Raw genomic sequence first — 26,070 nt, 5'->3', positions numbered from 1 at the left:
TCTTTATAATCTGAAGTAGTGTTAAAATTTTATTAAAATCTTTTATTATTTCTCCATAAGATGAATTTTTTGTACTTTGGTTTTGTCAAAAAAATAAAAATATTAACTTATGGAAAACAAAAATTCAAAGAAGAAGCCGTTTTTCGCAACATTCTTGGAAAAACAAATTAAAGATCCTGAAACAGTGAAAGGAGGCTCTACGATTACTTTAATTACTGTAGATACTGTAACCTCAGCGATCAAAGATCATATTACTACTGCAGCTCTTGAGGATAGCGTGAGCACGCATAAAAATGATAATGTAACCATGAAATATCCGTCCGATGGTGACGAGGATGTTTTAGAAGCATAATAAAAACAGCTAAATCATTAATCATATGAAAGGTAACAACTCAAAAAAGAAGCCGTTTTTTGCATCATTCCTGGAAAAACAAGTGAAAGATCCGGAAACCGTAAAAGGAGGTACAGACATGTCTATTCCTGAAAGAGATGCTATTACTAAACCAGCTATCGATACAGTGACTTCTCCAAAAGATGATATGCAGCACACGATGAAGTATCCTTCTGATGGTGATGAAGATACAGTATCTGTTCCTTTATAAATCAAGTAGTATACACTAAAATTAATAATAGGGAAACTTAATCTTTAAGTTTCCCTTTTTAATAACACCGGCAAAATGATTCTCTGCATCACCCATTCACAGGATTATTATAATATAGACCTCTTCTTTGCATATCTTTCTTCTCAGAATGTCCCTTATTTCAGATTAAACTCTGATCGTCTGAACCATTTCCAGAAGATCAGTGTAACCGAAAATTCTTTTGAATTGACAGATGAATACGGAAATAGCATTCATTCTGAACAGATCCAAGGAGTATGGCACCGGAAAGCCTGGAAAATAAGTGTTCCGGAAGAACTGGACCCGGATTATGAGAAAATATTTCTGAGCGAATATGCAAGTCTGAGATATAACCTGATTACTGTTTTAGAAGATATTCCCTGGATCAACCCTTATGAAACTGAAAAGAAGATCGACGGAAATAAGATGTTTCAGCTGAAAACTGCAGAAAAAAACAGACTTATCATTCCTGAAACCGTTTTCTCCAATAACGAAGAAAAAATAAAAACCTTCTTTCATCAGTACTGCAACGGAAAAGCAATCGCTAAGCTCCATGGCGTAACGGCAAAAACAATGTCGGGGGAAAACATGATTTCCACGACAGTTATTGAAGAAGACTCTCTGGAACACCTGTCAGATATTGCCTATTGTCCGATGATCTTTCAACCCTATATTGAAAAAGAATATGAATTACGCATTGTATATATCGATGGCGAATTTTTTACAGGGAAAATCAACAACAGTGAAAACACAGACTGGCGACTGACGCGTGAAGAGTATTTTTGGTCAGCTTATGAACTTCCTGATCAGATAAAAGAAAATCTTACATCAATGATGCAGGAAATGGGGCTCTATCTTGGCGCTATCGATATGATCAAAGGAAAAGACGGAAAATATTATTTCCTCGAAGTGAATCCACAGGGAGAATGGGGAATGCTGCAAAAAGAACTGAACTTTCCCATCGCAGAAAAAATTGCCGATAATCTTATCAAAAGAATTAATTTCCATGAATAAAATTTTAATTATAACCCATACCGAAGATAACTTTTCAATTGAAAAAGTAACAGAATACATCGAAAAAAATAACTGTGAAGTGATCCGTTTTGATGTTGACCTGTATCCTTTGCACAATAGACTTTCAACTGTTTTCCAGGACGGAGAATGGATCAGCATTCTCGATACTCCTGACGCCCAATACCGCTTAGATGATATCTCAGCCATTTGGTACAGAAGAGCATATAATATAGGAAAAGGTCTGAAAGAAGAAATAGACTCAAAATTTTACGGAGCGGCAATGGGAGAAATCCGCAATACGCTCTTTGGTTTTTTTGAATCTGTAGATGCCTATTCATTAGGTAAACCCAGTGTCTACAGAAGGCTCGACAGTAAGGAAGAACAGCTGAAGGTTGCTCAAAAAATCGGGCTTACTATTCCTGATACCTGTCTTACCAACAATCCTGAAGAAGCAAGAAAATTTATTGTAAAGAATAAGAACGTTGTAGCGAAAATGCAGACTGGTTTTGCTATTTATGAAAATGGAGTGGAAAATGTAGTCTTTACCAATGTCGTACATGAAGATAAACTTGAAGAGCTTGATTCGCTGTTGTATTGCCCGATGCAGTTTCAAAGAATGATTGAAAAGAAAAGAGAGCTTCGGATCACCATTGTAGGCAGAGATGTGTATGCTTTTGAAATTGATTCACAGCAATCTGAGGATGCAAAGATTGACTGGAGAAAAGACGGTATTAAACTGATTGATAAATGGGTCCGAACTGAGCTTCCTGCCGATGTTGAAGCAAAACTGTTGGAGCTGCTGGATGTATATCACGTTGATTACGGTGCGATAGACATGATTGTTTCCCCTGAAGATGAGTATTATTTCATCGAGATCAATGCCGCCGGAGAATTCTTCTGGCTGGATAATCTTACCGACGGAAACCTGATCTCCAAAAGTATCGCAGAACTTCTTTGTGATAAAGCTCCGAGAAGAAATAATATGGTAATGGCTTAAAATTACATTAGCATTACTGTAGAATCCTGAAAGATCGAATGATGATCTTTCAGGATTTTTTTTCTGATTTTAAAAAGATTGATTGTAAAGTCTACATCCTCTTTCAACATCCATTTTAAGCTTTTAAGGACGTAAGTGTACCAATCTTTTGCCTTTGTTGTCATTTAAAATTGAAGATTTAGACTTCTTAACCTCATATTTAATAGTTTTCAATGTGATAATATTGGTTAAATAAAGTTGAATTTTGCATTAAAAATCGCAAATTTGCAAAAGCAGTTTTTCGAAGGAACTTTTGCAGGAACCTGAAGAATTGCCGGATAGAAAATATTGTCATATTTTAGTCAGCAATCAAGTAAAATAATTAATGGTTTTTGTAACGGGTGCAACCGGAATTCTGGGAAGAATAATTGTACTGGAACTTCTTAAAAGAGGTAAAGAGGTACGTGCTTCCAAAAGACCGGGCAGCAATTTAAACGAGGTAAGGCATTCATACCGCTTTTATACAGACAATCCTGATGATTTTTTTAATAAAATCGAATGGGTTGATGTTAATTTTAATGATCCTGATTCTTTACAAGCTGCTTTAAAAGGTATAGAAGAAGTGTATCACTGTGCCGCAAAAGTAAGCTTTCATCCTAAAGATGAAAAAGAAATGTACCAGACCAATATCAAAGGTACAGAACGTTTATTGTTTGCCTGCGAAGGATCTGATGTTAAAAAATTTCTGCATGTAAGTTCTGTTGCTGTATTAGATAATTATAATGAAAAAGGAGAGTTGGATGAAGATTCCGATTTTAATCCGAAACTGGAACATTCAGCGTACGCTATTTCTAAACATTTATCCGAAATGGAGGTCTGGAGAGCTTCTGCAGAAGGATTAAACGTTGTCATTATCAATCCGGGAATGATTATAGGAAGCGGAAACTGGAACCAGAGCAGCGGAGAGCTCTTTTCTACTTTTGAAGATAACAGTTTTACCTTTGCAGGAGGTTCTGCCTATGTGGACGTACGCGACGTCGCAAAAACAGCCATTGAGCTGATGGAAAACAATATCTTCGGTGAACGTTTTATTATCGTCGCTGAAAATAACAGATATGCTGAAATAGCAAAACAAATCAGATCAAAGCTAGGGCTTAAAGACGCTAAAATTCTTAGTCAATCCTTACTCAATCTGGGACGTTTCGCCAATATCCTTTTCGGATGGCTGATCCCGAAGCTGAGAATGGTTACAAAATCAAATATTGAGGCTATATCTTCGTTCAATACCATTTCCAATCACAAAGTCAAAGAAAAACTGAATTACCGGTTTATTCCCGTAAAAGAAAGTATAGACTTTCATTTAAACAATTATATTAACGACAAAAAGCTGAAGAAATGAATCTTGCAGAGGCAATTATCCATAAAAATATAGAAAAACATCCTTTAAAAGCTGCTATTGGCTTTAAAAAGAAAGAGGAAGCCTGGAAAGAGCTGAGCTGGAAAAAATTGAGTGAAATTATCTTCAAAACAGCTAATGCATTAAAAGAATCAGGAATTCAGGAAGGGGATAAAGTAGCGATCTATTCTGATAACTCTTCAGAGTGGATGATCGTTGATTTAGCAGCAATGGCTATCGGAGCAGTTACTGTTCCTATTTACTCAACAAATAATGCCGAGCAGGCAGAATACATCATCAATGATTCAGGATCTAAAGCCGTTTTGGTAGGAAATCAGTTTCAGTATGATGCTTGTCTTGAATTTTTGCATAAACAGGAAAATAATCTTGAAACCATTATTGTTGCTAAAAAAGCAGTGTGGATCAAGAAAGAATTGAGTAGTTTCTACCTTGAAGATTTTATAGCAAACGCTTCCCAGGAGCTTGAAATCTGTAAAAAAGAAAACGATGATACCGCAACACTTATCTATACATCAGGAACAACCGGTACTCCGAAAGGGGTCATGCTTACCCATGGTAATTTTATTAAAGCCTTTGACTCTCACTTTGAATTTTTTAAATTTAAAAACTTTGAAGAAGAACTTTCATTGGCATTCCTGCCATTAAGCCACGTTTTTGAAAGAAGCTGGAGCTTGCTGTGTTTATATGGAGGAGCTAGAGTTTATTTTCTTGAAGACCCGAAAAATGTGGCCAAAGCACTGGAGGAAGTGAAGCCTACAGCAATGTGCGCGGTGCCGAGATTTTTCCAAAAGGTGTATGCAGGAGTACTGGAAAAAGCAGAAGAAGGCTCGTCACTCAAGAAAAAAATATTTGACTGGGCATTGAAAACCGGTTGGGAAACCGCCGAATTAAGAAGAAACGAAAAAACTATTCCTTTTGGATTAAAAGTAAAGGAATCCGTTGCAGATATGCTGGTCTTTAGCAAAATCAAAGAAAAAATGGGAGGAAGACTTTGGTTTTTACCTTGCGGAGGCGCATCTTTATCCCCTGAAGTAACCAAATTCTTTGAATCAGTCGGAATTCATGTAACGGTAGGATACGGATTAACGGAGACAACAGCTACTTTAACGCTGTTCCCATTAACGCATTTTGAACACGGCACCAGTGGAAAACCATTACCGGGAGTAGAAATCCGTATCGGTGAAAATGATGAGATCCAGGCCAAAGGAAACGGGATCATGAAAGGATACTATAACAGACCTGAAGAAACTCAAAAAGTTTTTACAGAGGATGGCTGGTTTAAAACCGGTGATGCCGGTAAATTTGACGAACACGGAAACCTTGTGATCACAGACCGTATCAAAGACCTGATGAAAACATCCAACGGAAAATATATTGCTCCCCAACAAATCGAAAACCTTTTGACCAATAATAATTTCATTCAACAAATCATGCTGATCGCAGAAGGAAGACAATTTGTTTCAGCTCTGATTGTCCCGAATTTTGAGTTTCTGCATGACTATATGAAAACGAATGCGATTCCTTTTACCAATTGGGCTGAGGCCGTGAAAAACGAAAAAATCGTTGGTTTTTATAAAGAGAAAATTAAAGAACTACAGGACCATCTTGCCGATTACGAAAAAGTAAAGAAGTTTACTCTAATGCCGGCAGAATTTGATATCAATACAGGAGAAATTACCCCTACCTTGAAGGTTAAAAGAAATGTAGTTATCAAAAAATATGCAGATATCATCGAGAAGATGTATTAATTAAATGATGCTGAATTATGCCGAACTTGTAGCATAATATCCATCAATATGATTCCGGTTTTCACGAATGTTTCTGTTGAAAATGTGAAAATTCCCCTCCTCTGGAGGGGTGTCAAATCGTAGATTTGACGGGGTGGTTTAAATAGTATTTACATGAAATTATGACAACACAATTTATAGGAAAACAGGATTTTACAGTCTCCTCACAAACCGTTTCAGAGAGCTGTCCGTCTAATATTGCTTTGATCAAATATTGGGGCAAGTATGCAGATCAGATGCCTGCCAATCCAAGTATCAGTTTTACCTTAAATCACTGCAAAACCAATACAGCAATGGAGTTTGTAGCAGGAGAACCTTTTTCTGTAAAGACTTTTCTGGTAGGAAATGAAGAGGCGAAGTTTGCTGAAAAAATAGAAAAATATTTCAAAAATATCGAACAATATCTTCCATGGATTTTGAAAGGGAAATATATTATCAGAACTGAAAATACATTTCCCCACAGTTCAGGAATTGCAAGTTCCGCTTCAGGATTTGGTGCCATAGCAAAATGCCTGATGAAACTGGATAATACCTTTACAGGGAAAATAAATGAAGATGAATCTTTGAAAAAAGCTTCATTTTTAGCAAGACTGGGAAGTGGAAGTGCCTGCAGGAGTCTGTATAACGGACTTATCGTGTGGGGAGAAACTGATGAGGTGGAAGGAAGTTCAGACTTATTTGCCGTATCTTATCCTGATACTGAAATTCATGAAGTTTTCAAAAATTTTAATGACTGGGTTTTATTGATCCATGAAGGACAAAAAAGTGTATCTTCTACGGTAGGACACGGCCTGATGAAAACGAACCCTTACGCCGAAAGAAGATTTCAGGAGGCGAGAGAAAATTTCGTTCCGATGAAAGAGATCTTAAAAACAGGTGATATGGATCGTTTTATCAAACTGGTAGAGCATGAAGCACTCACCCTTCATGCCATGATGATGATGAGTGATCCGGCCTTCATCCTGATGAAGACAGGAACTTTGGAAGTGATCAACAAAATATGGGATTTTAGAAGAGAAACCCGTCTTCCCTTATTCTTTACTTTGGATGCGGGTGCCAATGTACATCTTTTGTTCCCTAATGATGGCTCTGAGGAAGAAATCAAAACATTTATCAATGCTGAGCTTCTTCAACATACTCAGAAAAATGGGGTAGTGAAGGATGTGATGCGATTTTGACAAATAAAAATATTCGATGGAGCGGACATTAGTCCGCTTTTTTATTCGTCTTCTGTCACAATAGCTTCCCTTTCGCCGTTCTCCTGCTTTCCTTCTTCTATAATTTTTTCAGCTTCTGCCTTTTCTTCTGCAGTGGCTGTTTCCACAAGATCTTCCTGTTCATCATTATGATGATCGATGAAAAATTCACAGTACACGGGCAAGTGATCCGAGCCGAAATTTTCAAGGGTCTTTAATTGCTTAATGAAAATATTTTCACTGTGAAACATCAGGTCAATAGGAAATCTTAACATACGATATTTAGCATGGAAAGTAGAGACAAAAGAATGTCCGATTCTCGGATCAATCAAATGACTGGTCTTCCGGAAAAGAATTGATGATCTGGACCATGCTACATTATTAAAGTCTCCAGCCACAACAACCGGTTTATTGATCCCTTTTATTTGCTTGGCAGTACTTAAAAGATCACCATCCCTCTCTTTTGACGTTTCTTCCTCCGTTGGACTGGGCGGTGGCGGGTGAACACCAAAGAAAACAAAAGAAAAACCATCATTTGTTTTCATATGAATCTCAATACTTGGAATGTCATCTGCTACAAAATAATGAGTATGAGCCTCTGTGATTTCAATGCGGGAGTAGAAATGCATTCCATATGTATTTTCCAGAGTTACCTTATGATGATACGGATACTTTTTTTCCAGTGGTCTTAATGCTTTTTCCCAGTCACCATTACTTTCCATCGTCATAAAAAAATCGGGACTGTATTTTTCAATCAGTTTTGAAAATCTCCCATATTCTTTATTAAACTGATAAACATTGGCCGAAACGAAATGAATCTTTTCAGATGATTTATATTGCGGGTGGTGCCTTTTTACAGGATAGAGTGGAGTATATCTGATGAGGGTATTGCTGTGATACACCAGTAAAACCATCAAAAAGCCCTGGTAATACCATAAATCTGTATCTGCATGATCAATCAAAAAACCTATCAAGAATGTGAAAAATATAAGGTAGGTGACCTGTATCTTAGCAAATTCAGGAGCTCTGAATATCCAATGCGGGTTTTGGATCTTCGGAAGAATGGTTAAAATTAATAAAAGTATGCCGAGCGTAAGATAAATAATCCACATATCAAAATTCTGTAGCTAAAATAACTATTTTATCACAATTCAACGGAAATGAATTTTAAAAATTTGCTCATTATTTACATTTATTTTTATATTTTTATTCACATATACTACCGCTATGAATAAACTTACCGGCATTTTTCTTTTGATGGGTGCCATGTGTTTCAGTCAACAGAATAAGGGAATAGAAAAACCTATCCGAAACCTCTTTCTTGCCATGAAAAATGCAGATACTGATTTACTCAAGACCGTATTTACAGAAAATGCAGTTCTTCAAACCATAACAAAAGACGGAGTGGTGAAAACTGATAGTATACAGGATTTTATAACATCTGTTTCAAAATTTTCCCAGGGAGATCTGGAGGAGAAAATCATCGTAGAGGCTGTGCATACAGATGGTAATCTTGCTAGTGTATTCACTCCTTACTCTTTTTATCTGAAAGGTAAATTTTCCCATTGCGGGGCTAATAGTTTTCAGCTCGTTCAACAGAATAATGAATGGAAAATTCAGTATATCATTGATACCAGGAGAAAAGATCATTGCAAGGAAATCGAATAATATATATCAACGATAATAAAAAAATAATAATGAAAATTCATCATATCGCCATCATTTGTTCAGATTATGAAGTATCAAAAAAGTTTTATACAGAAGTACTCGAGCTGAATATTATCCGTGAGGTTTATCGTGAAGAAAGGCAATCTTACAAACTTGACCTCGCTATCGGGGATCATTACGCCATTGAATTATTTTCTTTTCCTGATCCGCCTCAAAGGCCATCGCGTCCTGAAGCCTGCGGATTAAGGCATCTTGCTTTTTCGGTGGAAAATGTTAGTGAAAAACGAAATGAGTTAATAGACAAGGGTCTGGATTGTGAAGACATCAGGATAGATGAATTCACCGGAAAAGAATTTTTCTTTACCCAGGATCCCGATCAATTGCCGCTGGAATTTTATGAAATGTAAAACTTAGTGAGCATAGCCCGCAAAGAAGCTTACTGCCATAATCGTTAAAACAATTGAAGAAATGACTACATAGACGTAGTCTTTTTCTTTTAAATATCCTATTAAAGCAAATACAATTCTCATTAATGGCGTAAAAATCAAAAGAAGAATACCCAATTGAATGATGGCCGTACCTTCTCCTTTACATAATGAATTCCAGAAATGTCCCCATACCTTTTCTGAAGAGGTTCCTACGTTCAGGCAGCTGTATTTTTTAGGCATTTCAAAACCTTCAATAAATAACTTGATAAAACCTACCAGTGAAGTGGCTACAGATAAAATTACCCCTAACCTGAGGAGATTTCCTACCGAGCGGTTCAGATCAACGTCTGTGAAATTCTTTTTCATTATCTGAAGCTTTTATTGATTCCGTTATACATCATATAGATGGAAAGAATGGTTATGACAATTGCAAAAAATACTTTAAGTTTTTTCGTCTTGGATACCATTAAGGTCTTTGAGCCGATAAAACTCCCTATCACAACCCCAATAAGTACAGGAGCCACAATTACCGGAATAATTTCACCCCTCTGGAAATAGATCAGTGCACTGGCAACCGCCGTTACCCCGATCATAAAATTACTCGTAGTGGTGGAAACCTTGAAAGGCAGCTTCATCATATTATCCATTGCCAAAACCTTTAACGCTCCCGAACCAATTCCTAAAAGACCAGACATTGCGCCTGCAAACATCATCATTAAAAATCCTGGAACGGTATTTCTTGCAGAATAACTTTTTAGTACACCTTTATCCGGAAAAGTTCCGAACAATTTCAGTTTTTCTTCCAGACTTCCCTTGATTAAAGGTTCCTGATGATCCGGTTTTCCCTTAAGGTTAAGGATAACTGTCAGAAGCAGGATGCTGGCAAAAATGATTCCGATGGTATTGGGATTTAGCATTCCTGAAACCAAAGCACCGATAATCGCTCCGGCAGTAGTGGCAATTTCAAGGAACATACCAATCCGCATATTGGTAAAACCTTCTTTAACAAAAGCTACCGCTGCACCGGAAGATGTTCCGATGACAGAGATCAATGATGCTCCGATAGCATAATGCATTGGGACGCCGAAACCCAGCGTTAATAAGGGAATAATGATAACCCCTCCTCCTAAACCTGTAAGCGAACCCAACAGACCGGCGGAAATTGCGCCCAGGAAGAGTATGATAATTTCTGACATACTACAAATAATACTACAAATATAAAATTATTGTTGTAGTCTGCCAAACATTTGAAAAAGATAAATTTAACGTATTTTTGTATGCATGAAAAATGAAATGAAATTATTTTATGTCATCCTTGGGGCTACCCCAAAAGGGAGAAATATTGAGCAGCATGACGTATTTTTCGGAATTGCCGAGAGTCTTAAAGATCTTGTTCCGGAGATGAAAGACTTCTGGAAAGAAGCGGAAGGCAAAATCCACATTGATTGTCATCAGGAAGTAAGATTCGCAGATGGTTATGAAGTGAAAATTGTAGAAAAAGGAGAAAAAACATCCGAGCAACAACTGTACTTCCTTAATTTAGGAGGCTATAAGCCCGGTTTTTTCGAAGAATTTCATGAGCAGCATCTGATGGTTGGCCAATCTATGGGAGAGATTGTGAAAAGAGCAAAAGCTACTGAATTTTATCAGACCATGGGCTTTGAAGGAGCAGTAAGCCACATCGATGATAAACATGGGGTAGATATAGACGATATTTTTAATGTTAATGATATCCTTCCGGAAAAAATGAAAGAAAAATACTCAATCGTCCTTACCAAATCTGATGCAGAAAATCAGGAGAACCCAATGGGGCTGGGATATTTAAAAATTGATAAAGTTCAATAAGAAAGAATCTAATAAAAATAAAAAATGAAAATAGGAATTCTGGGAGGCGGACAGCTGGGAAGAATGTTGATACAAAGCGCACTGAAGTATGATGATGAGTTTTATACTCTGGATCCGGCTTCTGATGCCCCATGTCATAATATCTCGTATTTTACACAGGGAAATTTCAATGACTATGATACCGTTCTGAATTTTGGAAAAGACAAAGACGTTGTAACAATTGAAATAGAACATGTAAATGCAGATGCGTTGGCTGAATTGGAAAAACAAGGGATAAAAGTAGTTCCCAACGCCAGTATTATCAAAACTATCCAGCAAAAAATCCTTCAAAAGGAATTTTATAAAGCCCACGATATACCAAGTCCGGAATTTCAGGTAGTATGGAACAGTGAAGAGAAAATTATCATGCCATTACCGTTTGTTCAGAAAATGAATACCGGAGGATATGACGGAAAAGGGGTGCAGGTGATCAGAACTGAGGAGGATTATCAGCATATCTGGACAGAAGCTTCTGTAATAGAGAGTCTTGTAGATATTGATAAGGAGCTTTCTGTGATTGTTGCCAGAAACGAAAAAGGAGAAACCAATATTTTCCCGGTAACGGAAATGGTTGCAGATCCTAAATTAAATCTTCTTGATTTCAATGTATGTCCTGTATTGTTGACAGAAAATGTTCAGCAGCAAATTGATGTGATTACAGAGAAGTTTTTAAATGCTGTCAACTCTCCGGGACTTTTTGCCATCGAGTTATTTCTTGATAAAGAAGGAAAAGTTTGGGTAAATGAAACAGCACCAAGACTTCACAATTCAGGACACCAGAGCCAGGAAGGGAATACCAATTCACAGTTTGAACAGATGTACCGCGTTGTTAAGAATCTTCCTCTGGCAGATACTGACGCAATCACGTACAGCGGAATGCTGAATCTGGTAGGCGCAGAAGGCTATGCCGGAAAAGTAATCTATGAAGGAATGGAAGACGTTCTTCAGTTACCGGAGACCTATATCCATTTGTACGGAAAAACAGAAACCAAACCGGGAAGAAAAATGGGGCATATCAATGTTCTTGCTGATTCCAGGGAAGAGCTGATGGAAAAGCTTGTCATGGTGAAGGGAATGGTAAGAGTGATTTCTGAATAGTTGAAATAACAAGATATAAAAATAGCTGTAGAGATAATCTGCAGCTATTTTTATTTATATATTTTTTAAAATGGAATCTCCAGCGTCCTTCCTTTATATTGGCCTTTTTCAATAGTAAAAAGAGCTACATAGGCACCGGCACCGTCAGAGTTGAGCATTGAGATATACAAAATATCATTGGTACGGTCATAATAGCATTTTGTGGATGTATTATTGACTTCAAAAAGATTTTCGATCTCCTTGGCCGGAATTTCAATCTCTTTATCTCCGATCTGTGCGGTGATGGAAAGATAATGAGTTTTTGGAATTGTTCCGTCTAATCCCCAAACCTGCTGTTCTTTATAGAAATCTCCATACAGTGTTGAGGTGAAATCCTTTTCATTTTCTTTAAAATTAAATTTTCCGGAAGTAATATTTACTTTAATATTTCCTGATCTAAAAATCGCTTTGCCTGCATCACGCATAGTAGATGGAACAGCCGGGTAGGATTCTATATATTTCAGTCTTGAATTATGAATATAGCCATTGCTCACATTAGCCCAATTTTTATTGTTGGGATCAAATACATACACAATCTCATCGGAATTGATCTTTCCCACAATTGTACTGTTTGCATCTGCGGTTTCTCTTACGTTGACATAGCCATCCTGATCTACAACTTTGGCAAACTGGGCAAATGATAATTGTGCATTTAAAGCAGCTGTGACAAGGAATGCCTTCTTTGTTTTCAATGAATTGTAATTTTGAACAAAAAATAGTTTTTTATTATAATGAAAAGGTTGGAAGCGGGAAGCTGGTAATTACTTTTTGCTTTTTTTAATGCTGATAGAGAAAATCTTATTGATTGCATTGATAATTTAAGCTTTCCTTGCTTACTTAGGCTAATGACTACATGGATTTGTAAAAAAAACAGCTCTCTTCTTTGCTTAATCAACGTAACTTTCGGCTTCCCTCCTTTATTTAAAGATCTTCTGAATCACATTTCCGATCTCGACAAAATCTCCGTGATTGCCTACAGAACGTATTTCAGGACTGTTTTTATCATATTCGGAGAATGGGAATATCAAAAGATAATTATTGTCATTCAGGTATCGGTTCAGGAGCTCCGGGATAAGCCTCATTCTCGGAATATATGATTTCATTCCCCTTTTGGCCATGAAGATAATCAATGCTTCATCATCTTTCAGTTGAGCGGCCGTTCTTTCACCGTCCTGCCATGTATTCATAATGATGAATTCCGCTTCAATATTGGCTTTTTTGATAATTTTCTGAAGGATGTCCAGAATATTTTCAGGAGCATAGAATACCATCGTAGCGCCGGAATTTCTGGCAATATTCCAGACTCTTAGAAGCGCATGGAAGAATCCTGCCTCTTTATGGGCATTTTCAGGAAGCATCACGGCATACTTTTTAATCGTAGAAAGAGGTTGTGCAGCATGATAAACCAGTACATTGGCATCATCATTCTGAAGATAGCCGTTGTATAAATTATACACAAAAGAAGGTGAGAAGCCTTTTTCATCTTCTAATCCGATAATAAGATCCGTAATTTTCTGTTCTTTGATCACGTTGTTGACCCCATTGATCACATCGTTATCATACCTTTTGAGAGCCTGAAGTTTGACATCTGCAGCCGCAGCAGCATCAGAAGCCTGATGAAGAAGTTTTTCCGCATTTTTTACAGAGGATTCATTCTTATCTTCGTTAATGACATTCAGTGCAAACAGATCTTCTGTATTGGAGTGTGCTTTGATCAGAATTCCCAGGTTAACCATTCTTTCCACGGTCTCCTCATGGTTTATGGCCAACAGGATATTTTCCTCTTCATGGGTATTTCCCGATACAGTATCTTCATTATCTGCTTCCGCGATTTTTTGAGCACTGGACATGGAGATAAATGACGAGATCGTACATGAAATCAGAATCAACAGGATGCTTCCGTTCAGGACATGCTCATTCAATAACCTTACCGGTTCACCGGTTTCCGTTTCAGAAAGAATGATGTTGTATCCTACCATTACCGAAGCCAGTGTTGCCGCAGCGGAAGCGGAACTTAATCCGAAGATCAGTTTTCCTTCCTCTTTGGTAAGTTTGAATGTTTTTTGGGTAGCCACTGCTGAAAGGTATTTACCACCAATAGATGCCACAAGCATGATGGCCGCAACCTCTAGCGTTTCCCAGCTTTGAATAAAGACTTTAAAATCAATCAGCATTCCCACGCTGATCAGGAAAAACGGAATAAAGATGGCGTTTCCTACAAACTCAACCCTGTTCATCAACGATGAGGTGTGCGGAATAAGCCTGTTTAAGGCTAATCCTGCAAAGAAAGCTCCGATAATGGCTTCCACTCCTGCTAGCTCTGCAAGCATGGCGGCCAGGTAAATCATTACCAATACAAAGATATATTGTGAGATTTTATCATCTACTTTTTTGAAAAACCAACGCCCGATAATAGGGAAGACGATCAGTACAATCAGGGCAAAAAGAACAAAAGAAACGGATAGTTTTACCCAGAATTCTGTTCCCACATCTCCCTGCGACATTCCTACAATAACGGCTAATACCAATAAGGCAAGAATATCTGTGATCATCGTACCACCCACGGTAATATTGACAGCCTTATTTTTGGCAATTCCCAATTTACTGACTAACGGATAGGCAATTAAAGTGTGGGAGGAGAAGAGACTCGCAAATAATATGGATGTCAGCATAGAAAAATGCAGCAGGTAATATCCTCCGAGATATCCCAAAACAAAAGGAACCGTAAAGGTATAGATACCAAAGGTAAGACTTTTCCATTTGTTCTTTTTAAAATCTCCCATATCGATTTCGAGTCCTGCCAGAAACATGATATAAAGTAATCCCGTAGTTCCGGTGACGACAATACTGCTGTCTCGCGACAATACATTGAAACCGTTGGGACCAATAACGGCTCCGGCTATGATGAGCCCCAGCAGATGAGGGACTTTAATTTTATTCAGTAATAATGGAGCTGCGAGAATGATGACCAGTACCAACAGGAACTTTAATACCGGATCTTCAATGGGAAAACTCAGATTGTGTATGCTCAGTAAAATCATATGTGCTTATTTTGTGGAACGTACTAATTCAACAGAAAACTTAGCCGTACAGCCATCGGAAGTAACGGTTCTTGTTCCTTTGATTTTGTTGTCTGAAATGTCATTCAGTAAGACATTCATTTCTACATTCTTCTTAGCTGTAGAATCGGTTTTGAAAGAAAGTTTAATTTCATTATTCTCAAACTTACCGGTGTACAGCCTGATCAGATTGTTGTTATTAATAATTTTGGTAACAGGTTGCGTGGGATCGTTATCGAATTCCCAGATATCGGTACGTTGATCACCTATGGCGTAGTCACTGCAGTTGGATTCTGTACAGATTACTTTACCGTTCCATGGACCTGAAATTTCTGCTGGCCATGTAGCAATAACTACAGAATCTTTTTTTGCAAAAATGCTGTCTCTCATTTTGACGAGGGACTGATATTCAGATTCTTTCTTTGCAAAGATTTTTTCTTTTTCCAATAATTGTTTTTCTCTGTCTGTCAGGTTCTTTTCTTTTTCCTTGTAATCACAGCTTATCAAAAGAAAAGAGGCAGCGAGAAGAATAAAAAATGTGTTTTTTTGCATATTATAGAGTTGAGTATACAATATATGAAAAATGAAGAGAATATAAAAATCAGGCAGGGAGCTATCAGTTTTTACCTATCTTTAATGGGCTGAAACGCAGTTTTATACACCAGGTAAGGTTTTTGGAGTAATATTGAGGATAAAAATTAAATTGAATGAAAAATGTTCTGTTGTCTCTTTTGTTATTTGGCCAATTTTTTTCAGGACTGAATGACTTTTCAGTTAAAGAACAATTGCCTTCTATTGCTCTTTGGAAGGTTATTCCCGACGGGCCGGGACCTCAGGGTGAAAACAAAATTTCTTCAAAAGGTTCTGTCACTAATATCAGTACTCCTAGATTATTAGTTCATCAACCTGCAAATCCTAACGGAATTGCTGTTTTGGTGATAAGCGGAGGAGGATATGCACACATCGAATCGGGTTCTGAAGGGAATCCTGCCGGAGAGTGGCTGCAATCACAGGGAATTACTGCTTTTGAACTGATTTACAGGCTTCCTGTGGAGGGATGGGCTACAAAAACAGTTCCGTTTCAGGATGCCCAGCGGGCCTTGCGGATCATCAGAAGTCATGCAGGGAAATATAATATTGATCCTGATAAAATTGGTGTTCTGGGCTTTTCGGCAGGTGGCCATCTTGCCGGCTATATTTCTTCTACTTTTGATAAGGTGTATTATCCGCCACAAGATGCCATCGATCAGCTGTCTGCCCGGCCTGACTTTACAGCAATGATTTATCCTGTGGTATCAATGTTGCCTCCCTATAACATTACGCATTCTTTTAAATCTTTACTGGGGAAATCATCAGATGCCAAAGAGCAGACTGCCTATTCAGTTGAAAAGCAGGTGACCGCACAAACTCCAATCACTTTTCTTGCCCAGTCTGAAGACGATCCTATTTCCCCGGTAGAAAACAGTATCCTGATGTACGGGGCCCTGAAAAATAATAAAATTCCTGCAGAGCTGCATGTATTTCAATCGGGCGGACATGGTTGGGGATTGGGTAAAAAAAATACCAATACCGGAGAATGGCCGGATTTGTTTTTAAAATGGTTGAAGATCAATGTAATTTACAAATGATGATAGCATATTATTATTTATCAATCACATTTTTTAAGTGGTCAGCTTTTCCCTTTTAAACATTTCGGGTTTATAGTTAATAATAAAAACCCCTAATATAATGAGTACGGCAGCAATAATAAATTTAAATGATATATGTTCTCCAAGGATTAACCAGCTTAGGAATATTGAAATGACAGTATTGATGTAAGCAAGTATAGAAACCTGTACTGGGGAAATTTTGGTAAGTGCATAGTGAAATGCAAAAAATGCAGCAACTGATCCAAATATGGATAAATAAAGCATCGCTGAAATACTTTTTAAAGTCCAGTTTCCGAAATTATAATTTTCTGAAAATAAAAAAGCAAATATCAACTGAACAATTCCGGCAAACAAAAACTGATAAAATAAATTCAGGGAGATATTTCCATTATGAAGATTCAGTTTTTTTGTAAAAATAGTTCCTGATGCCCAGCCTGCAATAGCTATAAACAAGAAGATAATTCCCATTGCATAATCGGGGTTTTTGAGATCATTAATGCCATCCCAGAATATAAAGATAATTCCGCTAAAACACATCATCACGCCAACAAAAGCGCGCCAGCTGAACTTTTGAAGTCCCAATGCTAAGCTTCCGAGAAATACAAGAATAGGTGAGCAGGCACTTATAAGGGAAGTCAGGCTGCTCGTCACTTCCTCTTCTGCCACGGTTGTCATCCCGTTAGCAATTACCAGCATCAGCAGAGAGAAGATAATCTGGTATTTTAGATTTTTCCAGCCTATCCACTTAAATTCTCCTCTGTACATCAGGATCATAAACATGATTAAAGAAGCGAGAAATTGACGGATGCCAGCGACAAACCATGCGGGAATCGTCTCTACTGCAACCCGGATTGACAAAAAGGTGGTTCCCCAAACAATAGCAACGGTAAAAATGGCCAGAGTAAGTTTGTAATCTTTCAATTTAAAATGATGTAAAAGCAAATATAGTCACTTGAGTTAATACCGGATGGGTACAGATGCTTTAAATTATAAGAACACAGATGGAATTTTTCGCCAATAAAATAGCAACAAAGTCGCTGATGAATCTTTATGAAGGCGCATATGCCTAGAAATAATCAAAGAAGTTGGTTCCAACATGTGCTTTCCTAAAATAATCGGCAGGAATAGTGAAAAATCTGTGTTATATGTACATGATATAGGTGTAAATATTCCAACCTCCGCTGCTTTTTAGACTGATCCGGAATCATCTTAACATTTAATTTTTTATCTTTGAACATCTAATAAAATTGAAGATGGTAGGAATTATTATGGGCAGTCAGAGCGATCTGCCGATTATGGAACAGGCAGCAAATTTTCTGAAAAGTCTGGATATCCCGTACGAATTAACTGTAGTTTCGGCACACCGAACACCTGAAAGAATGTTCGATTATGCAAAGACTGCTAAAGAAAGGGGGCTTAAAGTTATTGTTGCAGGAGCAGGAGGAGCAGCACATCTTCCGGGAATGGTGGCCAGCTGTACGACACTTCCGGTCATAGGCGTTCCGATTTTATCAAGTAATTCTATCGACGGCTGGGACTCTGTATTATCAATTCTCCAGATGCCAGGAGGCATTCCGGTGGCAACAGTTGCCCTGAACGGAGCATTGAATGCAGGTATTTTAGCCGCGAAAATTTTGGGAAGTGCCGATGAAAAGGTAGCTGAAAATCTTCAGAAATACCAGGACTCTTTGAAAGATAAAGTGCTGGGAACCGTTGATGATATTAAAGCTCATCACCCCAACCATTTTGACCTATAGTTTATTGTAAACTGCCTCACGGTTAGAGTGAGGCTTTCTTTATTTTTGTGAATTTAAAAGGTTCCTGGTCTCTTTTAAAACGAAGTTCATAAAAAGTTCCCAGCACCGCAGAGCTACGTTTATTCCTGTACCATATTATCCCTGGTGTTTTTCTGAACGGCAATTGCACCGAAAAGGGCCAGTAAAAAAGCAAAGGCATAGAAACCTTTTTCACTTGGAAGCAGGGTAGCATTCCAGAGGCCAATAGCCAGTAACACAATAGAAGACAGTGTGGCAAACCAACAAATGCCATAGTAAATATCAGTAACCTGAATGTTTTCTAATTTGTCACGGACGGCTTTCTGTAAAGAAACAACGGCAAATAACCCGTATAATAAAATGGTAAAATAATACCCTTTTTCGTTGAGCAACATTTCTGCTCTTGCAAGACCTACGATATACCCAATCATTCCTGCTCCCAATGCGACCCACGATGCTGCGACAAACGCATTCGATACTCTTTGTTTTTTCATGTGTTAATGTTTTATTTAGGGGGTAAATATATCCAATTTTTAGAAATATCAAATGGTTTGAATTCCAAATACGGGTAAAATACGGGATTCAGAAAAAGAATGATGATGAGTGGGGCTTTATAATCAGAGACTTATAATTCGACACGGGTTGTCTATTATCTAGCCCTGATAGTAGCGGTTACCCCGCAATAAGCATTTAAGAGCCCGGGTCTGCCTACCGGAGTGGCCGGCATGAGGAGTAGGAGCAGATAGCAGGAATAGCTTCTTAATGTAAAAAGATAATCCGGAATACATCATTAACAAAAAATCCCACTATTCAAAATAGCGGGATCATATGATAGAATTATCTGAATTTTAGTATCTGTAGTACTCAGGTTTGAATGGCCCTTGTACTTCTACTCCGATATACTCAGCTTGTTCAGGTGAAAGGGTTTCAAGCTCTACGCTTAATTTTTTAAGGTGTAAAGCCGCTACTTTTTCATCTAAGTGCTTAGGAAGCATATATACTTCGTTTTTGTAAGCAGCAGAGTTGTTCCAAAGTTCGATCTGAGCCAAAGTCTGGTTAGAGAAAGAGTTAGACATTACAAAACTCGGATGACCTGTAGCACATCCTAAGTTTACCAATCTACCTTCTGCAAGGATGATTATTTCTTTTCCTTCGATCGTGTAGATGTCTACCTGAGGTTTCACTTCAGATTTAGTCTGACCGTAGTTTTGGTTCAACCAAGCCATATCGATTTCATTATCGAAGTGACCGATATTACAAACGATTGCCTTATCTTTCATTTTCAGGAAGTGTTCTCCTCTTACAATGTTGAAGTTACCCGTTGTCGTGATGATGATATCTGCGTTATCTACTACTGTATCTAATCTTTTTACTTCGTATCCGTCCATTGCAGCCTGAAGGGCACAGATCGGATCAATTTCAGTTACAGTAACGATAGAACCCGCTCCTCTGAAAGAAGCAGCAGTACCTTTACCTACGTCTCCGTATCCGCAAACTACCACTCTTTTTCCGGCTAACATTACGTCGGTAGCTCTTCTTACAGCATCTACTGCAGATTCTTTACATCCGTATTTGTTGTCGAATTTAGATTTAGTGACAGAATCGTTTACGTTGATAGCAGGCATTACCAAAGTTCCGTTCTTCATTCTTTCGTATAATCTGTGTACTCCCGTCGTTGTTTCTTCAGAAAGTCCTTTGATATCTTTTGTCAGTTCAGGATACTTGTCAAACACCATGTTTGTTAAATCTCCACCATCATCAAGAATCATGTTTAATGGTTTTCTGTCTTCACCGAAGAATAAAGTCTGCTCAATACACCAGTCGAATTCCTCTTCATTAAGACCTTTCCATGCATATACAGGGATTCCGGCAGCAGCAATAGCAGCAGCAGCGTGATCCTGGGTTGAGAAAATATTACAAGAAGACCACGTAACTTCAGCTCCTAAAGCCACCAATGTCTCGATAAGCACTGCCGTCTGGATCGTCATGTGAAGACATCCTGCAATTCTGGCTCCCTTAAGTGGCTGAGACGGACCGTATTCTTCACGGATAGACATCAGACCTGGCATTTCTGCTTCTGCAAGGGTAATTTCTTTTCTTCCCCATTCTGCAAGGGAGATATCCTTAACTTTATAAGGAACGTATTGTGTTGTAGTACTCATATGTAATGAATATTTTTTTAAATTCAATTGATAACGAAATGCAAAATTACGATTTATAATTAAGATATAAAAACACGAATCCAAGTTCAGATTCATGAGATTAAACAGTATTTTAAATTATTTAGTCTTAATAAAAATAATTACTTTTATCCTATAACTTATTATCATTATGAATCATAACCATTCTCCGGAAGAATCTCAAAGAAAAGCAAAACCGGTTGCACCTAAAGTTAAAGAATTGATAGGCAGGTCTCAAAGCGTAATTTTAGCTACGGTAGATGCGGATGGTCACCCGAATTCGAGCTATGCTCCGTTTGTGAAGATAGGTAATACATTCTATATTCTGGTTTCATTCATGGCAAAACACACCAAAAATCTGGCAGACGGAAGGAAAGCGTCAGTCATGTTTATCGAAGACGAATCTGCCACAAAACAGATCTATGCCCGTGAACGCTTAACATTGGAAGCATCAGCGTCACAGGTAGAAAGAGATTCCGAAGTATGGAATGCAGCGATTGCGGAACTTAAAGAAACTCACGGGAAAGTGGTAAACATTATTTCTGATATGGGAGATTTTATCCTGATCGCACTGAATCCGCTGAAAGGCTCTTACGTAAATGGATTTGGAAGCGCTTATTCTGTAGACGAAAATTTAGAGATTACAGAGCACAGAAATGATGTGAATCATCAGTCGAAATAAGAAAGAAGGCTGGAAGAGGGAAACCGGAGGCTGAAGTTGTTAAGCTCAGAACAGAACTGCTTTCTAAATAAGCTTACATGAATTGATGTGACCAAGAGAAACTTCTATCCTTCATCTCCCGGCTTCCAACTTTTTCACTATTTTTGTACAATAAAAAAATAATGCCCCTTTACCGAGATTTTTCTGATGATAATGCCACTATTCTAGTTTGGAAGTATGATGAAAGTGAAGAACTTGATATCAATGAACTTCTGGAGCCGGAAAATGCAGAGAAAGTAAAAGATTATCATCCCAAGAAACTTCTTGAAGTATTGATGGTGCGTAAGTTACTGAAAGGATTGAAACCTCATTCCAAGATCTTATATAAAGAAAGAGAACCTTTTCTTTCTCCCAACGATGCTGAAATTTCCATTACCCATTCCTTTCCGTTTGCAGCCATTGCGATTTCAAAAAATAAGATAGGTATTGATGTTGAAAAATTCAATCCGAAAATTCTAAGAGTAATCGACAAATTCACGTATGAAAATGAAAGGGGATTTATCCCTGAAGATAAAGCGGATACTTTTTACACTATTATCTGGAGCGTCAAGGAGAGTATGTATAAAATTCACCACTCAAAATACTGGTCCTTAAAGAAGAACTACGAAGTAAAACCCTTCGAATTGAAACATCTGCATAAAATAAGCTGCAGGGTATATGATGAAGAATTTTCAGACGAGTTTAAGGCAAGGGTAGAGTTTTTTGACGACTACTGTTTTACGATTGTGGAGGAGTAGCGTGTTTTTCACTTCTGTATTTTTCAATTACTTTTCGTTGTTCTTTAGCAACGTCGTAGATCAGTTCCAGGATATCCAGGATGTTTTTAAGTTCGGTTAAATGAGAAATTTTATCAGGATCTCTTCGGTCGACGATATCGTTTTCTTCAATTTCGTTTTTCCTTTTTAAAAGCATGTCCTCGATGAAGGAATCTTCAGGTTCAAGACGGCTTTCCATCTTCAGAGTTTCGCTGATGTCCTCTCCGTTTAATAGCGTTGATGTTTGTTGCATCTCCGCTTCAATTTTTCTGCTCCAGTTTTCAGAATCTATTTCAGGATATTGCTCATTACTTTTTGCATACTGTGAAAGAGAAGCCGTATAAGCTGTGATCAGGTGTGATGTGGCGACAAACTGATGAACAACTTCCAGTTTTTTCTGCTGGTTCTTGGGATCAGAAATCATTCGCTGAAAGTTATCGGAAAGATTGGCCAGGGAGATAATAGCGTTTTTTCGCTTTACTTTATAATCTTCAAGATCAAAATTCCCCTGCAAAAATTTAGAGATCACACTTTGAAAATAGATAAGATTATCCTCTGCAGATTTTTTCATCAGATCCAGATTCTGGGTATGCTCCCAAACTGGCAGTACGATGTAAGATACGGCAAAAGCAATAATACCTGCAATAGCTGTATCGAAAATCCTGTCTTTAAAGATAATATCTACTTTTCCGGGATTTAAGAAATTGAAACTCAGGAAAACATAGATGGTCATGAATAAAACAGCCCAATAATACCGTCCTTTCAGAAAGCTGAAGCACATGATCATGCTTATCAGCAGGATGGCAAACAAAACGCCATTGATATGTATAAAATGCAGAATAGTATAAGCAATCACCGCTCCTGTAATAGTTCCGTACAGACGAAGAAGATTTCTTTTCTTAGTGATGGAGTAGGCCGGTTTTAAGATAGCCGTAATGGTAATCAATATCCAGTAAGTATGTCCCAGGCCCAGAAAATCAAACATTGAAAAAATATACCCGAGCAGAAGCGCGGTAGTAATTCTTATCGCATGGCGGAAATGAGAGGAAGATAACGAGATATTATTCCTTAAAACTTTGGCATTAAGTTTCGGTTCATTAGGCATGAATTTTTTTAAGTCTAATCCAGTGGATAAACTCTTAGCCAGCTTAATGTTTTGTGAAAATACTTTATAAATCTCATTGATTTCTTTGGTGATCTCATTGATACGCATCAGGATCTGGCGAAGGACCATGAAATTCTCAAGGCTATCGGGAGATAACTGCTTATTTCTAAGTTCGAAATAGTTGTAATTCAGGTTTTTTAATTCAAGTTCCAGATTAAACATGGGTCTGGCTCTTGTTCCGCTTTGCAGGGCAATCCCGATATTGGTAATTTCTTCAGCAAGGAGATTGAGATAATCATGAATATTTACCAGGATCATGCTGTCTTCAAAGCTTTGCTGAAGCTTCTGATAATCACTTTCGGAAGTCATCAGCTTCTCATGAAGGTCCATTGAATTCAGGAACATCAGCATTAAAAGACGGCTTGTCGTCGTAGATTCGTTGACGATCGTTCTGGTTTTAAAAACGGTTTCCCTGGTATCTTCCTGAAGATTTTTTATTTCAATCTGTTTGGCAATAACCTGGGTCGTCAGTTTATCAAAGTCCGGATTTTTCTGATAATAATTGGCCTTGATCTTTAGGAATTCTGCTAATTGAAGATAGTTTTCTCCGATCATCTGCCCGGCCAGTTTATAGGGACGGATGGTGGTTACCACAAGAAATATGAGTAAAAACCATATACATCCGGATGCAAATATGAGTAAGCTTTTAAATATATTACTTCCTGTAAGATGGCCGTCAATAAAGATAGCCAGTACGACCAAAGACAGAGAACCCACGGCAGCAAGTCGCTGTCCGTAGACTCCAATCAGAGAAAAGAATAACCCGAATACAATAACCTCAAGGAGGACAAGGACTTTTATATTCATCACCAGACTGGCGATCAGTGCAACAAAGACAAAACAGCAAATGGCAAAAGCAAGAGAGTTTCTTCTTCGGATAAAAGGACCGGGCTGATCTGTTAAAGCCACAAAGCTGGTTCCCAGCGGGAAGAGGAAATATTCTTTTAAAATTCCAAAATGGGCGAGGACCAGACAAGGCAAAACGGTAGCTAATGTAATTCTGATGGCAGAATATACATACTGACTGGTTACAAATTTCTTTAGCTCCGCCGAATAGTTCATATTACAAAAATAGGTATTGGAAACAAAAAAAGCCCCATAAAGAAGAGACTTTTGTAAACTTAAATATTATATTTTTTTAATATCCTGTTTTTGAGAGATCAATGGTAAATGGGATCAGTGGGAGTTTGAAATATTATACCTATATCATTTACCTATAACACAATGTTTTCGCTATTCTTACGAATTATTCTAGAGCAGGACGGGTTCGACTCAACCTCATTGCTTTATCAACGGTATTGTCACTTTTTGAGGCGCTCATCAATAAGGAACCGCATATTACCTTTGAAGTTTGGTGGTGGAATAAAATAGTCGCAAAAAAAAAGCCTCAAACATTGTGATATGATGAGGCTTTTGTTAGTTTGAATATCTTAACGATCTACATTTGATGTTTCATCTCCGATATTCCACGTAAGACCGAAACGAAGAGTATTATCCAAAGCACTGTTGATTTTAGACATGTTGATTAGGTAAGAAAGATCTAACCCGAAAGAACGGTATTTTAATCCGATACCTGCTGTAGCAAATTGTCTTGCTCCCTGTTCTGCACTTTCATTGAAGTAACCTCCTCTTACAGAGAATGCATCGTCATATGAATATTCTACCGCACCACTGTACATGATACTGTTTTTATTTTTGAAAGATTTTCCGATACCCGCCATTGGTCCTACATTAGGAATAGCATACTCCGGTTGTCTTGTATTTGGATTGATTCCTACGTATTCTGATCCCGGAACCAAAAGCTTGGAACCTTCTATTGAAATTCCGACTCTGTTCATATCATCCAGATACATATCATACCCAACCCCCAATCTTGCCATAGTAGGAAGGTAAGATCTGGATTCTTCATTTCCTGTATAATCCAGTTTAGGACCCAGATTTTGAATGGCAAAACCTGCGTTTACTTTACCGTCATATCCTCCGAAACTGGAGAATCTTGGTGAAGTATAATATCCTGAAACATCTACTGCAAAGGAATTAGCAGCCTTAAGAGTAGTATCTGTATTGAATCCACCAGCTAAATCGGAACGAATAAATCTACCTGTTACAGCCATTGAGTAAGAGTCAGAAAGTTTCAACCCATAGGCAACGTCAATAGAGAATTCATTTGGTTTTGATGTACCCATTGAAGCAATTTCCGTACCTACCAGCTGGGTAAGATCTACCTGCCCCATATTAAAATAATAGATACTGGCAGAGATCGTAGACCTCTCATCCTGCCCAAGGAATTTATGAAATGCACCATATAATAAGAATACATCATTAGTAAGTTTTCCCATATACGGTGTGTAGTTGAGACCTATGGAAGAACTTGTTCTGCTAAAAGGATATTTAGCTGCATTCCAGAATTGTGAAAATGCATCCGGAGAGGTTACCACCCCTTGATCTCCCATACCACCTGATCTTGCATCCGGTGCAATTCTTAGGAAAGGAGCTCCGGTAAGAACTGGATTTACTCTACCTAAATCTTGCGAATAGCCTAGAAAACCAGCACTTAACCCAAATCCCAACAGCAGTTTAGTAGTTAAATTCATATATTGTCTTTTATATATTATCAGTTTTTTATTTATTTTATTATC

The 26,070-nt window shown here is 37.8% G+C and carries 27 protein-coding genes; 15 read left to right on the top strand and 12 right to left on the bottom strand.

The genetic code is table 11. The features are described 5' to 3' along the window. Positions 1 to 109: 109 nt before the first annotated feature. From M030_RS0115780 to M030_RS0115765, 4 genes are all read left to right on the top strand, one after another. A complete protein-coding gene (locus M030_RS0115780; protein WP_027374381.1) occupies positions 110 to 352 on the top strand; it encodes a microviridin/marinostatin family tricyclic proteinase inhibitor in 243 nt (80 codons plus the stop codon). A 25-nt stretch (positions 353 to 377) separates the two neighbouring features. Further along, positions 378 to 602: a microviridin/marinostatin family tricyclic proteinase inhibitor gene (locus M030_RS0115775; RefSeq protein WP_027374380.1), complete on the top strand. Its 225-nt coding sequence runs from the start codon at positions 378 to 380 to the stop codon at positions 600 to 602. A gap of 75 nt (positions 603 to 677) precedes the next feature. Continuing rightward, entirely contained in the window at positions 678 to 1,634 is a 957-nt protein-coding gene (locus M030_RS0115770) for an MvdC/MvdD family ATP grasp protein (protein WP_027374379.1), read from the top strand. Then, on the top strand, positions 1,627 to 2,631 hold the full coding sequence (locus tag M030_RS0115765; RefSeq protein WP_027374378.1) for an MvdD family ATP-grasp ribosomal peptide maturase: 1,005 nt from the start codon (positions 1,627 to 1,629) through the stop codon (positions 2,629 to 2,631). The genes M030_RS0115770 and M030_RS0115765 overlap by 8 nt, the downstream gene beginning before the upstream one ends. A gap of 2 nt (positions 2,632 to 2,633) precedes the next feature. On the opposite strand, the gene M030_RS25590 is transcribed toward M030_RS0115765, so the two are convergent. Continuing rightward, complete coding sequence (locus M030_RS25590) at positions 2,634 to 2,795, bottom strand: hypothetical protein (protein WP_155860265.1); 162 nt, start codon at positions 2,793 to 2,795, stop codon at positions 2,634 to 2,636. Between the two features lie 200 nt (positions 2,796 to 2,995). Here M030_RS25590 and M030_RS0115755 point away from each other — a divergent pair, with 200 nt between their 5' ends. The 3 genes from M030_RS0115755 to M030_RS0115745 all read left to right on the top strand — a co-directional run bounded on the left by M030_RS0115755 (position 2,996) and on the right by M030_RS0115745 (position 6,992). Then, positions 2,996 to 4,009 (top strand): NAD-dependent epimerase/dehydratase family protein, encoded by a 1,014-nt coding sequence (locus tag M030_RS0115755; RefSeq protein WP_027374377.1) that lies wholly within the window; start codon positions 2,996 to 2,998, stop codon positions 4,007 to 4,009. Next, positions 4,006 to 5,775 carry an AMP-dependent synthetase/ligase gene (locus tag M030_RS0115750; RefSeq protein WP_027374376.1) on the top strand — a complete coding sequence of 590 codons (1,770 nt, stop codon included), beginning with the start codon at positions 4,006 to 4,008 and terminating at the stop codon, positions 5,773 to 5,775. Before M030_RS0115755 ends, M030_RS0115750 begins: the two co-directional genes overlap by 4 nt. 161 nt (positions 5,776 to 5,936) lie before the next feature. Continuing rightward, the gene (locus tag M030_RS0115745) at positions 5,937 to 6,992 is read left to right on the top strand and encodes a diphosphomevalonate/mevalonate 3,5-bisphosphate decarboxylase family protein (protein ID WP_027374375.1); all 1,056 of its coding nucleotides are present in this window, start codon (positions 5,937 to 5,939) and stop codon (positions 6,990 to 6,992) included. A 41-nt stretch (positions 6,993 to 7,033) separates the two neighbouring features. On the opposite strand, the gene M030_RS0115740 is transcribed toward M030_RS0115745, so the two are convergent. Beyond that, positions 7,034 to 8,122, bottom strand: coding sequence for an endonuclease/exonuclease/phosphatase family protein (locus tag M030_RS0115740; protein ID WP_027374374.1), 1,089 nt, complete (start codon positions 8,120 to 8,122; stop codon positions 7,034 to 7,036). A gap of 115 nt (positions 8,123 to 8,237) precedes the next feature. Between M030_RS0115740 and M030_RS0115735 the strand changes: the two genes are divergently transcribed. Both M030_RS0115735 and M030_RS0115730 read left to right on the top strand, forming a co-directional pair. Continuing rightward, positions 8,238 to 8,678 carry a nuclear transport factor 2 family protein gene (locus tag M030_RS0115735; RefSeq protein WP_027374373.1) on the top strand — a complete coding sequence of 147 codons (441 nt, stop codon included), beginning with the start codon at positions 8,238 to 8,240 and terminating at the stop codon, positions 8,676 to 8,678. A gap of 29 nt (positions 8,679 to 8,707) precedes the next feature. Continuing rightward, positions 8,708 to 9,085, top strand: coding sequence for a VOC family protein (locus tag M030_RS0115730; RefSeq protein WP_027374372.1), 378 nt, complete (start codon positions 8,708 to 8,710; stop codon positions 9,083 to 9,085). A 3-nt stretch (positions 9,086 to 9,088) separates the two neighbouring features. Here the strand turns inward: M030_RS0115730 and M030_RS0115725 are convergent, their stop codons facing one another. Together M030_RS0115725 and M030_RS0115720 are read right to left on the bottom strand one after the other, a co-directional pair. Continuing rightward, on the bottom strand, positions 9,089 to 9,472 hold the full coding sequence (locus M030_RS0115725) for a DUF1634 domain-containing protein (RefSeq protein WP_027374371.1): 384 nt from the start codon (positions 9,470 to 9,472) through the stop codon (positions 9,089 to 9,091). Then, positions 9,472 to 10,302 (bottom strand): sulfite exporter TauE/SafE family protein, encoded by an 831-nt coding sequence (locus M030_RS0115720; RefSeq protein ID WP_027374370.1) that lies wholly within the window; start codon positions 10,300 to 10,302, stop codon positions 9,472 to 9,474. The genes M030_RS0115725 and M030_RS0115720 overlap by 1 nt, the downstream gene beginning before the upstream one ends. A gap of 97 nt (positions 10,303 to 10,399) precedes the next feature. Here M030_RS0115720 and M030_RS0115715 point away from each other — a divergent pair, with 97 nt between their 5' ends. Continuing rightward, on the top strand, positions 10,400 to 10,951 hold the full coding sequence (locus M030_RS0115715; RefSeq protein ID WP_027374369.1) for a DUF1543 domain-containing protein: 552 nt from the start codon (positions 10,400 to 10,402) through the stop codon (positions 10,949 to 10,951). Between the two features lie 24 nt (positions 10,952 to 10,975). Continuing rightward, positions 10,976 to 12,088, top strand: coding sequence for a 5-(carboxyamino)imidazole ribonucleotide synthase (locus M030_RS0115710; RefSeq protein WP_027374368.1), 1,113 nt, complete (start codon positions 10,976 to 10,978; stop codon positions 12,086 to 12,088). Positions 12,089 to 12,153: 65 nt separating this feature from the next. Here M030_RS0115710 and M030_RS0115705 read toward each other — a convergent pair whose 3' ends face one another. The 3 genes from M030_RS0115705 to M030_RS0115695 form a co-directional block, all read right to left on the bottom strand. Beyond that, positions 12,154 to 12,819: an SH3 domain-containing protein gene (locus M030_RS0115705; protein ID WP_027374367.1), complete on the bottom strand. Its 666-nt coding sequence runs from the start codon at positions 12,817 to 12,819 to the stop codon at positions 12,154 to 12,156. Positions 12,820 to 13,044: 225 nt separating this feature from the next. Then, on the bottom strand, positions 13,045 to 15,168 hold the full coding sequence (locus M030_RS0115700; RefSeq protein WP_027374366.1) for a cation:proton antiporter: 2,124 nt from the start codon (positions 15,166 to 15,168) through the stop codon (positions 13,045 to 13,047). A gap of 6 nt (positions 15,169 to 15,174) precedes the next feature. After that, complete coding sequence (locus M030_RS0115695) at positions 15,175 to 15,738, bottom strand: hypothetical protein (protein ID WP_027374365.1); 564 nt, start codon at positions 15,736 to 15,738, stop codon at positions 15,175 to 15,177. 155 nt (positions 15,739 to 15,893) lie between these two features. Between M030_RS0115695 and M030_RS24335 the strand changes: the two genes are divergently transcribed. Continuing rightward, entirely contained in the window at positions 15,894 to 16,814 is a 921-nt protein-coding gene (locus tag M030_RS24335) for an alpha/beta hydrolase (protein WP_051585114.1), read from the top strand. Between the two features lie 33 nt (positions 16,815 to 16,847). Here M030_RS24335 and M030_RS0115685 read toward each other — a convergent pair whose 3' ends face one another. Continuing rightward, positions 16,848 to 17,756, bottom strand: coding sequence for a DMT family transporter (locus M030_RS0115685; protein WP_027374364.1), 909 nt, complete (start codon positions 17,754 to 17,756; stop codon positions 16,848 to 16,850). A 332-nt stretch (positions 17,757 to 18,088) separates the two neighbouring features. Between M030_RS0115685 and purE the strand changes: the two genes are divergently transcribed. Continuing rightward, positions 18,089 to 18,592 (top strand): 5-(carboxyamino)imidazole ribonucleotide mutase, encoded by a 504-nt coding sequence (purE, locus tag M030_RS0115680; protein ID WP_027374363.1) that lies wholly within the window; start codon positions 18,089 to 18,091, stop codon positions 18,590 to 18,592. A gap of 119 nt (positions 18,593 to 18,711) precedes the next feature. Here purE and yiaA read toward each other — a convergent pair whose 3' ends face one another. Next, positions 18,712 to 19,104 carry an inner membrane protein YiaA gene (gene yiaA / locus M030_RS0115675; RefSeq protein ID WP_027374362.1) on the bottom strand — a complete coding sequence of 131 codons (393 nt, stop codon included), beginning with the start codon at positions 19,102 to 19,104 and terminating at the stop codon, positions 18,712 to 18,714. Positions 19,105 to 19,458: 354 nt separating this feature from the next. Then, positions 19,459 to 20,772: an adenosylhomocysteinase gene (gene ahcY / locus M030_RS0115670; RefSeq protein WP_027374361.1), complete on the bottom strand. Its 1,314-nt coding sequence runs from the start codon at positions 20,770 to 20,772 to the stop codon at positions 19,459 to 19,461. 169 nt (positions 20,773 to 20,941) lie between these two features. Here ahcY and M030_RS0115665 point away from each other — a divergent pair, with 169 nt between their 5' ends. Next, positions 20,942 to 21,472, top strand: a complete 531-nt coding sequence (locus tag M030_RS0115665) for a HugZ family protein (protein ID WP_027374360.1) — start codon at positions 20,942 to 20,944, stop codon at positions 21,470 to 21,472. A gap of 161 nt (positions 21,473 to 21,633) precedes the next feature. Beyond that, entirely contained in the window at positions 21,634 to 22,248 is a 615-nt protein-coding gene (locus tag M030_RS0115660; protein WP_027374359.1) for a 4'-phosphopantetheinyl transferase family protein, read from the top strand. On the opposite strand, the gene M030_RS0115655 is transcribed toward M030_RS0115660, so the two are convergent. After that, positions 22,229 to 24,493: an FUSC family protein gene (locus M030_RS0115655; protein WP_027374358.1), complete on the bottom strand. Its 2,265-nt coding sequence runs from the start codon at positions 24,491 to 24,493 to the stop codon at positions 22,229 to 22,231. The genes M030_RS0115660 and M030_RS0115655 overlap by 20 nt on opposite strands. Positions 24,494 to 24,861: 368 nt before the next feature. Continuing rightward, a complete protein-coding gene (porV, locus tag M030_RS0115650) occupies positions 24,862 to 26,025 on the bottom strand; it encodes a type IX secretion system outer membrane channel protein PorV (protein WP_027374357.1) in 1,164 nt (387 codons plus the stop codon). Between the last annotated feature and the right edge of the window lie 45 nt (positions 26,026 to 26,070).

Source organism: Chryseobacterium sp. UNC8MFCol (genome assembly GCF_000482305.1).
Taxonomy (GTDB): domain Bacteria; phylum Bacteroidota; class Bacteroidia; order Flavobacteriales; family Weeksellaceae; genus Chryseobacterium; species Chryseobacterium indologenes.
The sequence above is the reverse complement of the archived record's forward strand: the minus strand, read 5'-3'. Positions and strand labels throughout refer to the sequence as shown.

What these genes read in the sequence shown, in the direction of transcription:
- M030_RS0115695 (WP_027374365.1), bottom strand. Translation starts at nt 15,738, where the DNA reads ATGCAAAAAAACACATTTTTTATTCTTCTCGCTGCCTCTTTTCTTTTG.
- M030_RS0115740 (WP_027374374.1), bottom strand. Translation starts at nt 8,122, where the DNA reads ATGTGGATTATTTATCTTACGCTCGGCATACTTTTATTAATTTTAACC.
- M030_RS0115715 (WP_027374369.1), top strand. Translation starts at nt 10,400, where the DNA reads ATGAAATTATTTTATGTCATCCTTGGGGCTACCCCAAAAGGGAGAAAT.
- M030_RS25590 (WP_155860265.1), bottom strand. Translation starts at nt 2,795, where the DNA reads ATGACAACAAAGGCAAAAGATTGGTACACTTACGTCCTTAAAAGCTTA.
- ahcY (WP_027374361.1), bottom strand. Translation starts at nt 20,772, where the DNA reads ATGAGTACTACAACACAATACGTTCCTTATAAAGTTAAGGATATCTCC.
- M030_RS0115775 (WP_027374380.1), top strand. Translation starts at nt 378, where the DNA reads ATGAAAGGTAACAACTCAAAAAAGAAGCCGTTTTTTGCATCATTCCTG.
- M030_RS0115730 (WP_027374372.1), top strand. Translation starts at nt 8,708, where the DNA reads ATGAAAATTCATCATATCGCCATCATTTGTTCAGATTATGAAGTATCA.
- M030_RS0115660 (WP_027374359.1), top strand. Translation starts at nt 21,634, where the DNA reads ATGCCCCTTTACCGAGATTTTTCTGATGATAATGCCACTATTCTAGTT.
- M030_RS0115710 (WP_027374368.1), top strand. Translation starts at nt 10,976, where the DNA reads ATGAAAATAGGAATTCTGGGAGGCGGACAGCTGGGAAGAATGTTGATA.
- M030_RS24335 (WP_051585114.1), top strand. Translation starts at nt 15,894, where the DNA reads ATGAAAAATGTTCTGTTGTCTCTTTTGTTATTTGGCCAATTTTTTTCA.
- M030_RS0115720 (WP_027374370.1), bottom strand. Translation starts at nt 10,302, where the DNA reads ATGTCAGAAATTATCATACTCTTCCTGGGCGCAATTTCCGCCGGTCTG.
- M030_RS0115750 (WP_027374376.1), top strand. Translation starts at nt 4,006, where the DNA reads ATGAATCTTGCAGAGGCAATTATCCATAAAAATATAGAAAAACATCCT.
- M030_RS0115780 (WP_027374381.1), top strand. Translation starts at nt 110, where the DNA reads ATGGAAAACAAAAATTCAAAGAAGAAGCCGTTTTTCGCAACATTCTTG.
- M030_RS0115725 (WP_027374371.1), bottom strand. Translation starts at nt 9,472, where the DNA reads ATGAAAAAGAATTTCACAGACGTTGATCTGAACCGCTCGGTAGGAAAT.
- M030_RS0115745 (WP_027374375.1), top strand. Translation starts at nt 5,937, where the DNA reads ATGACAACACAATTTATAGGAAAACAGGATTTTACAGTCTCCTCACAA.
- M030_RS0115770 (WP_027374379.1), top strand. Translation starts at nt 678, where the DNA reads ATGATTCTCTGCATCACCCATTCACAGGATTATTATAATATAGACCTC.
- M030_RS0115665 (WP_027374360.1), top strand. Translation starts at nt 20,942, where the DNA reads ATGAATCATAACCATTCTCCGGAAGAATCTCAAAGAAAAGCAAAACCG.
- purE (WP_027374363.1), top strand. Translation starts at nt 18,089, where the DNA reads ATGGTAGGAATTATTATGGGCAGTCAGAGCGATCTGCCGATTATGGAA.
- M030_RS0115655 (WP_027374358.1), bottom strand. Translation starts at nt 24,493, where the DNA reads ATGAACTATTCGGCGGAGCTAAAGAAATTTGTAACCAGTCAGTATGTA.
- porV (WP_027374357.1), bottom strand. Translation starts at nt 26,025, where the DNA reads ATGAATTTAACTACTAAACTGCTGTTGGGATTTGGGTTAAGTGCTGGT.
- M030_RS0115765 (WP_027374378.1), top strand. Translation starts at nt 1,627, where the DNA reads ATGAATAAAATTTTAATTATAACCCATACCGAAGATAACTTTTCAATT.
- yiaA (WP_027374362.1), bottom strand. Translation starts at nt 19,104, where the DNA reads ATGAAAAAACAAAGAGTATCGAATGCGTTTGTCGCAGCATCGTGGGTC.
- M030_RS0115700 (WP_027374366.1), bottom strand. Translation starts at nt 15,168, where the DNA reads ATGATTTTACTGAGCATACACAATCTGAGTTTTCCCATTGAAGATCCG.
- M030_RS0115755 (WP_027374377.1), top strand. Translation starts at nt 2,996, where the DNA reads ATGGTTTTTGTAACGGGTGCAACCGGAATTCTGGGAAGAATAATTGTA.
- M030_RS0115735 (WP_027374373.1), top strand. Translation starts at nt 8,238, where the DNA reads ATGAATAAACTTACCGGCATTTTTCTTTTGATGGGTGCCATGTGTTTC.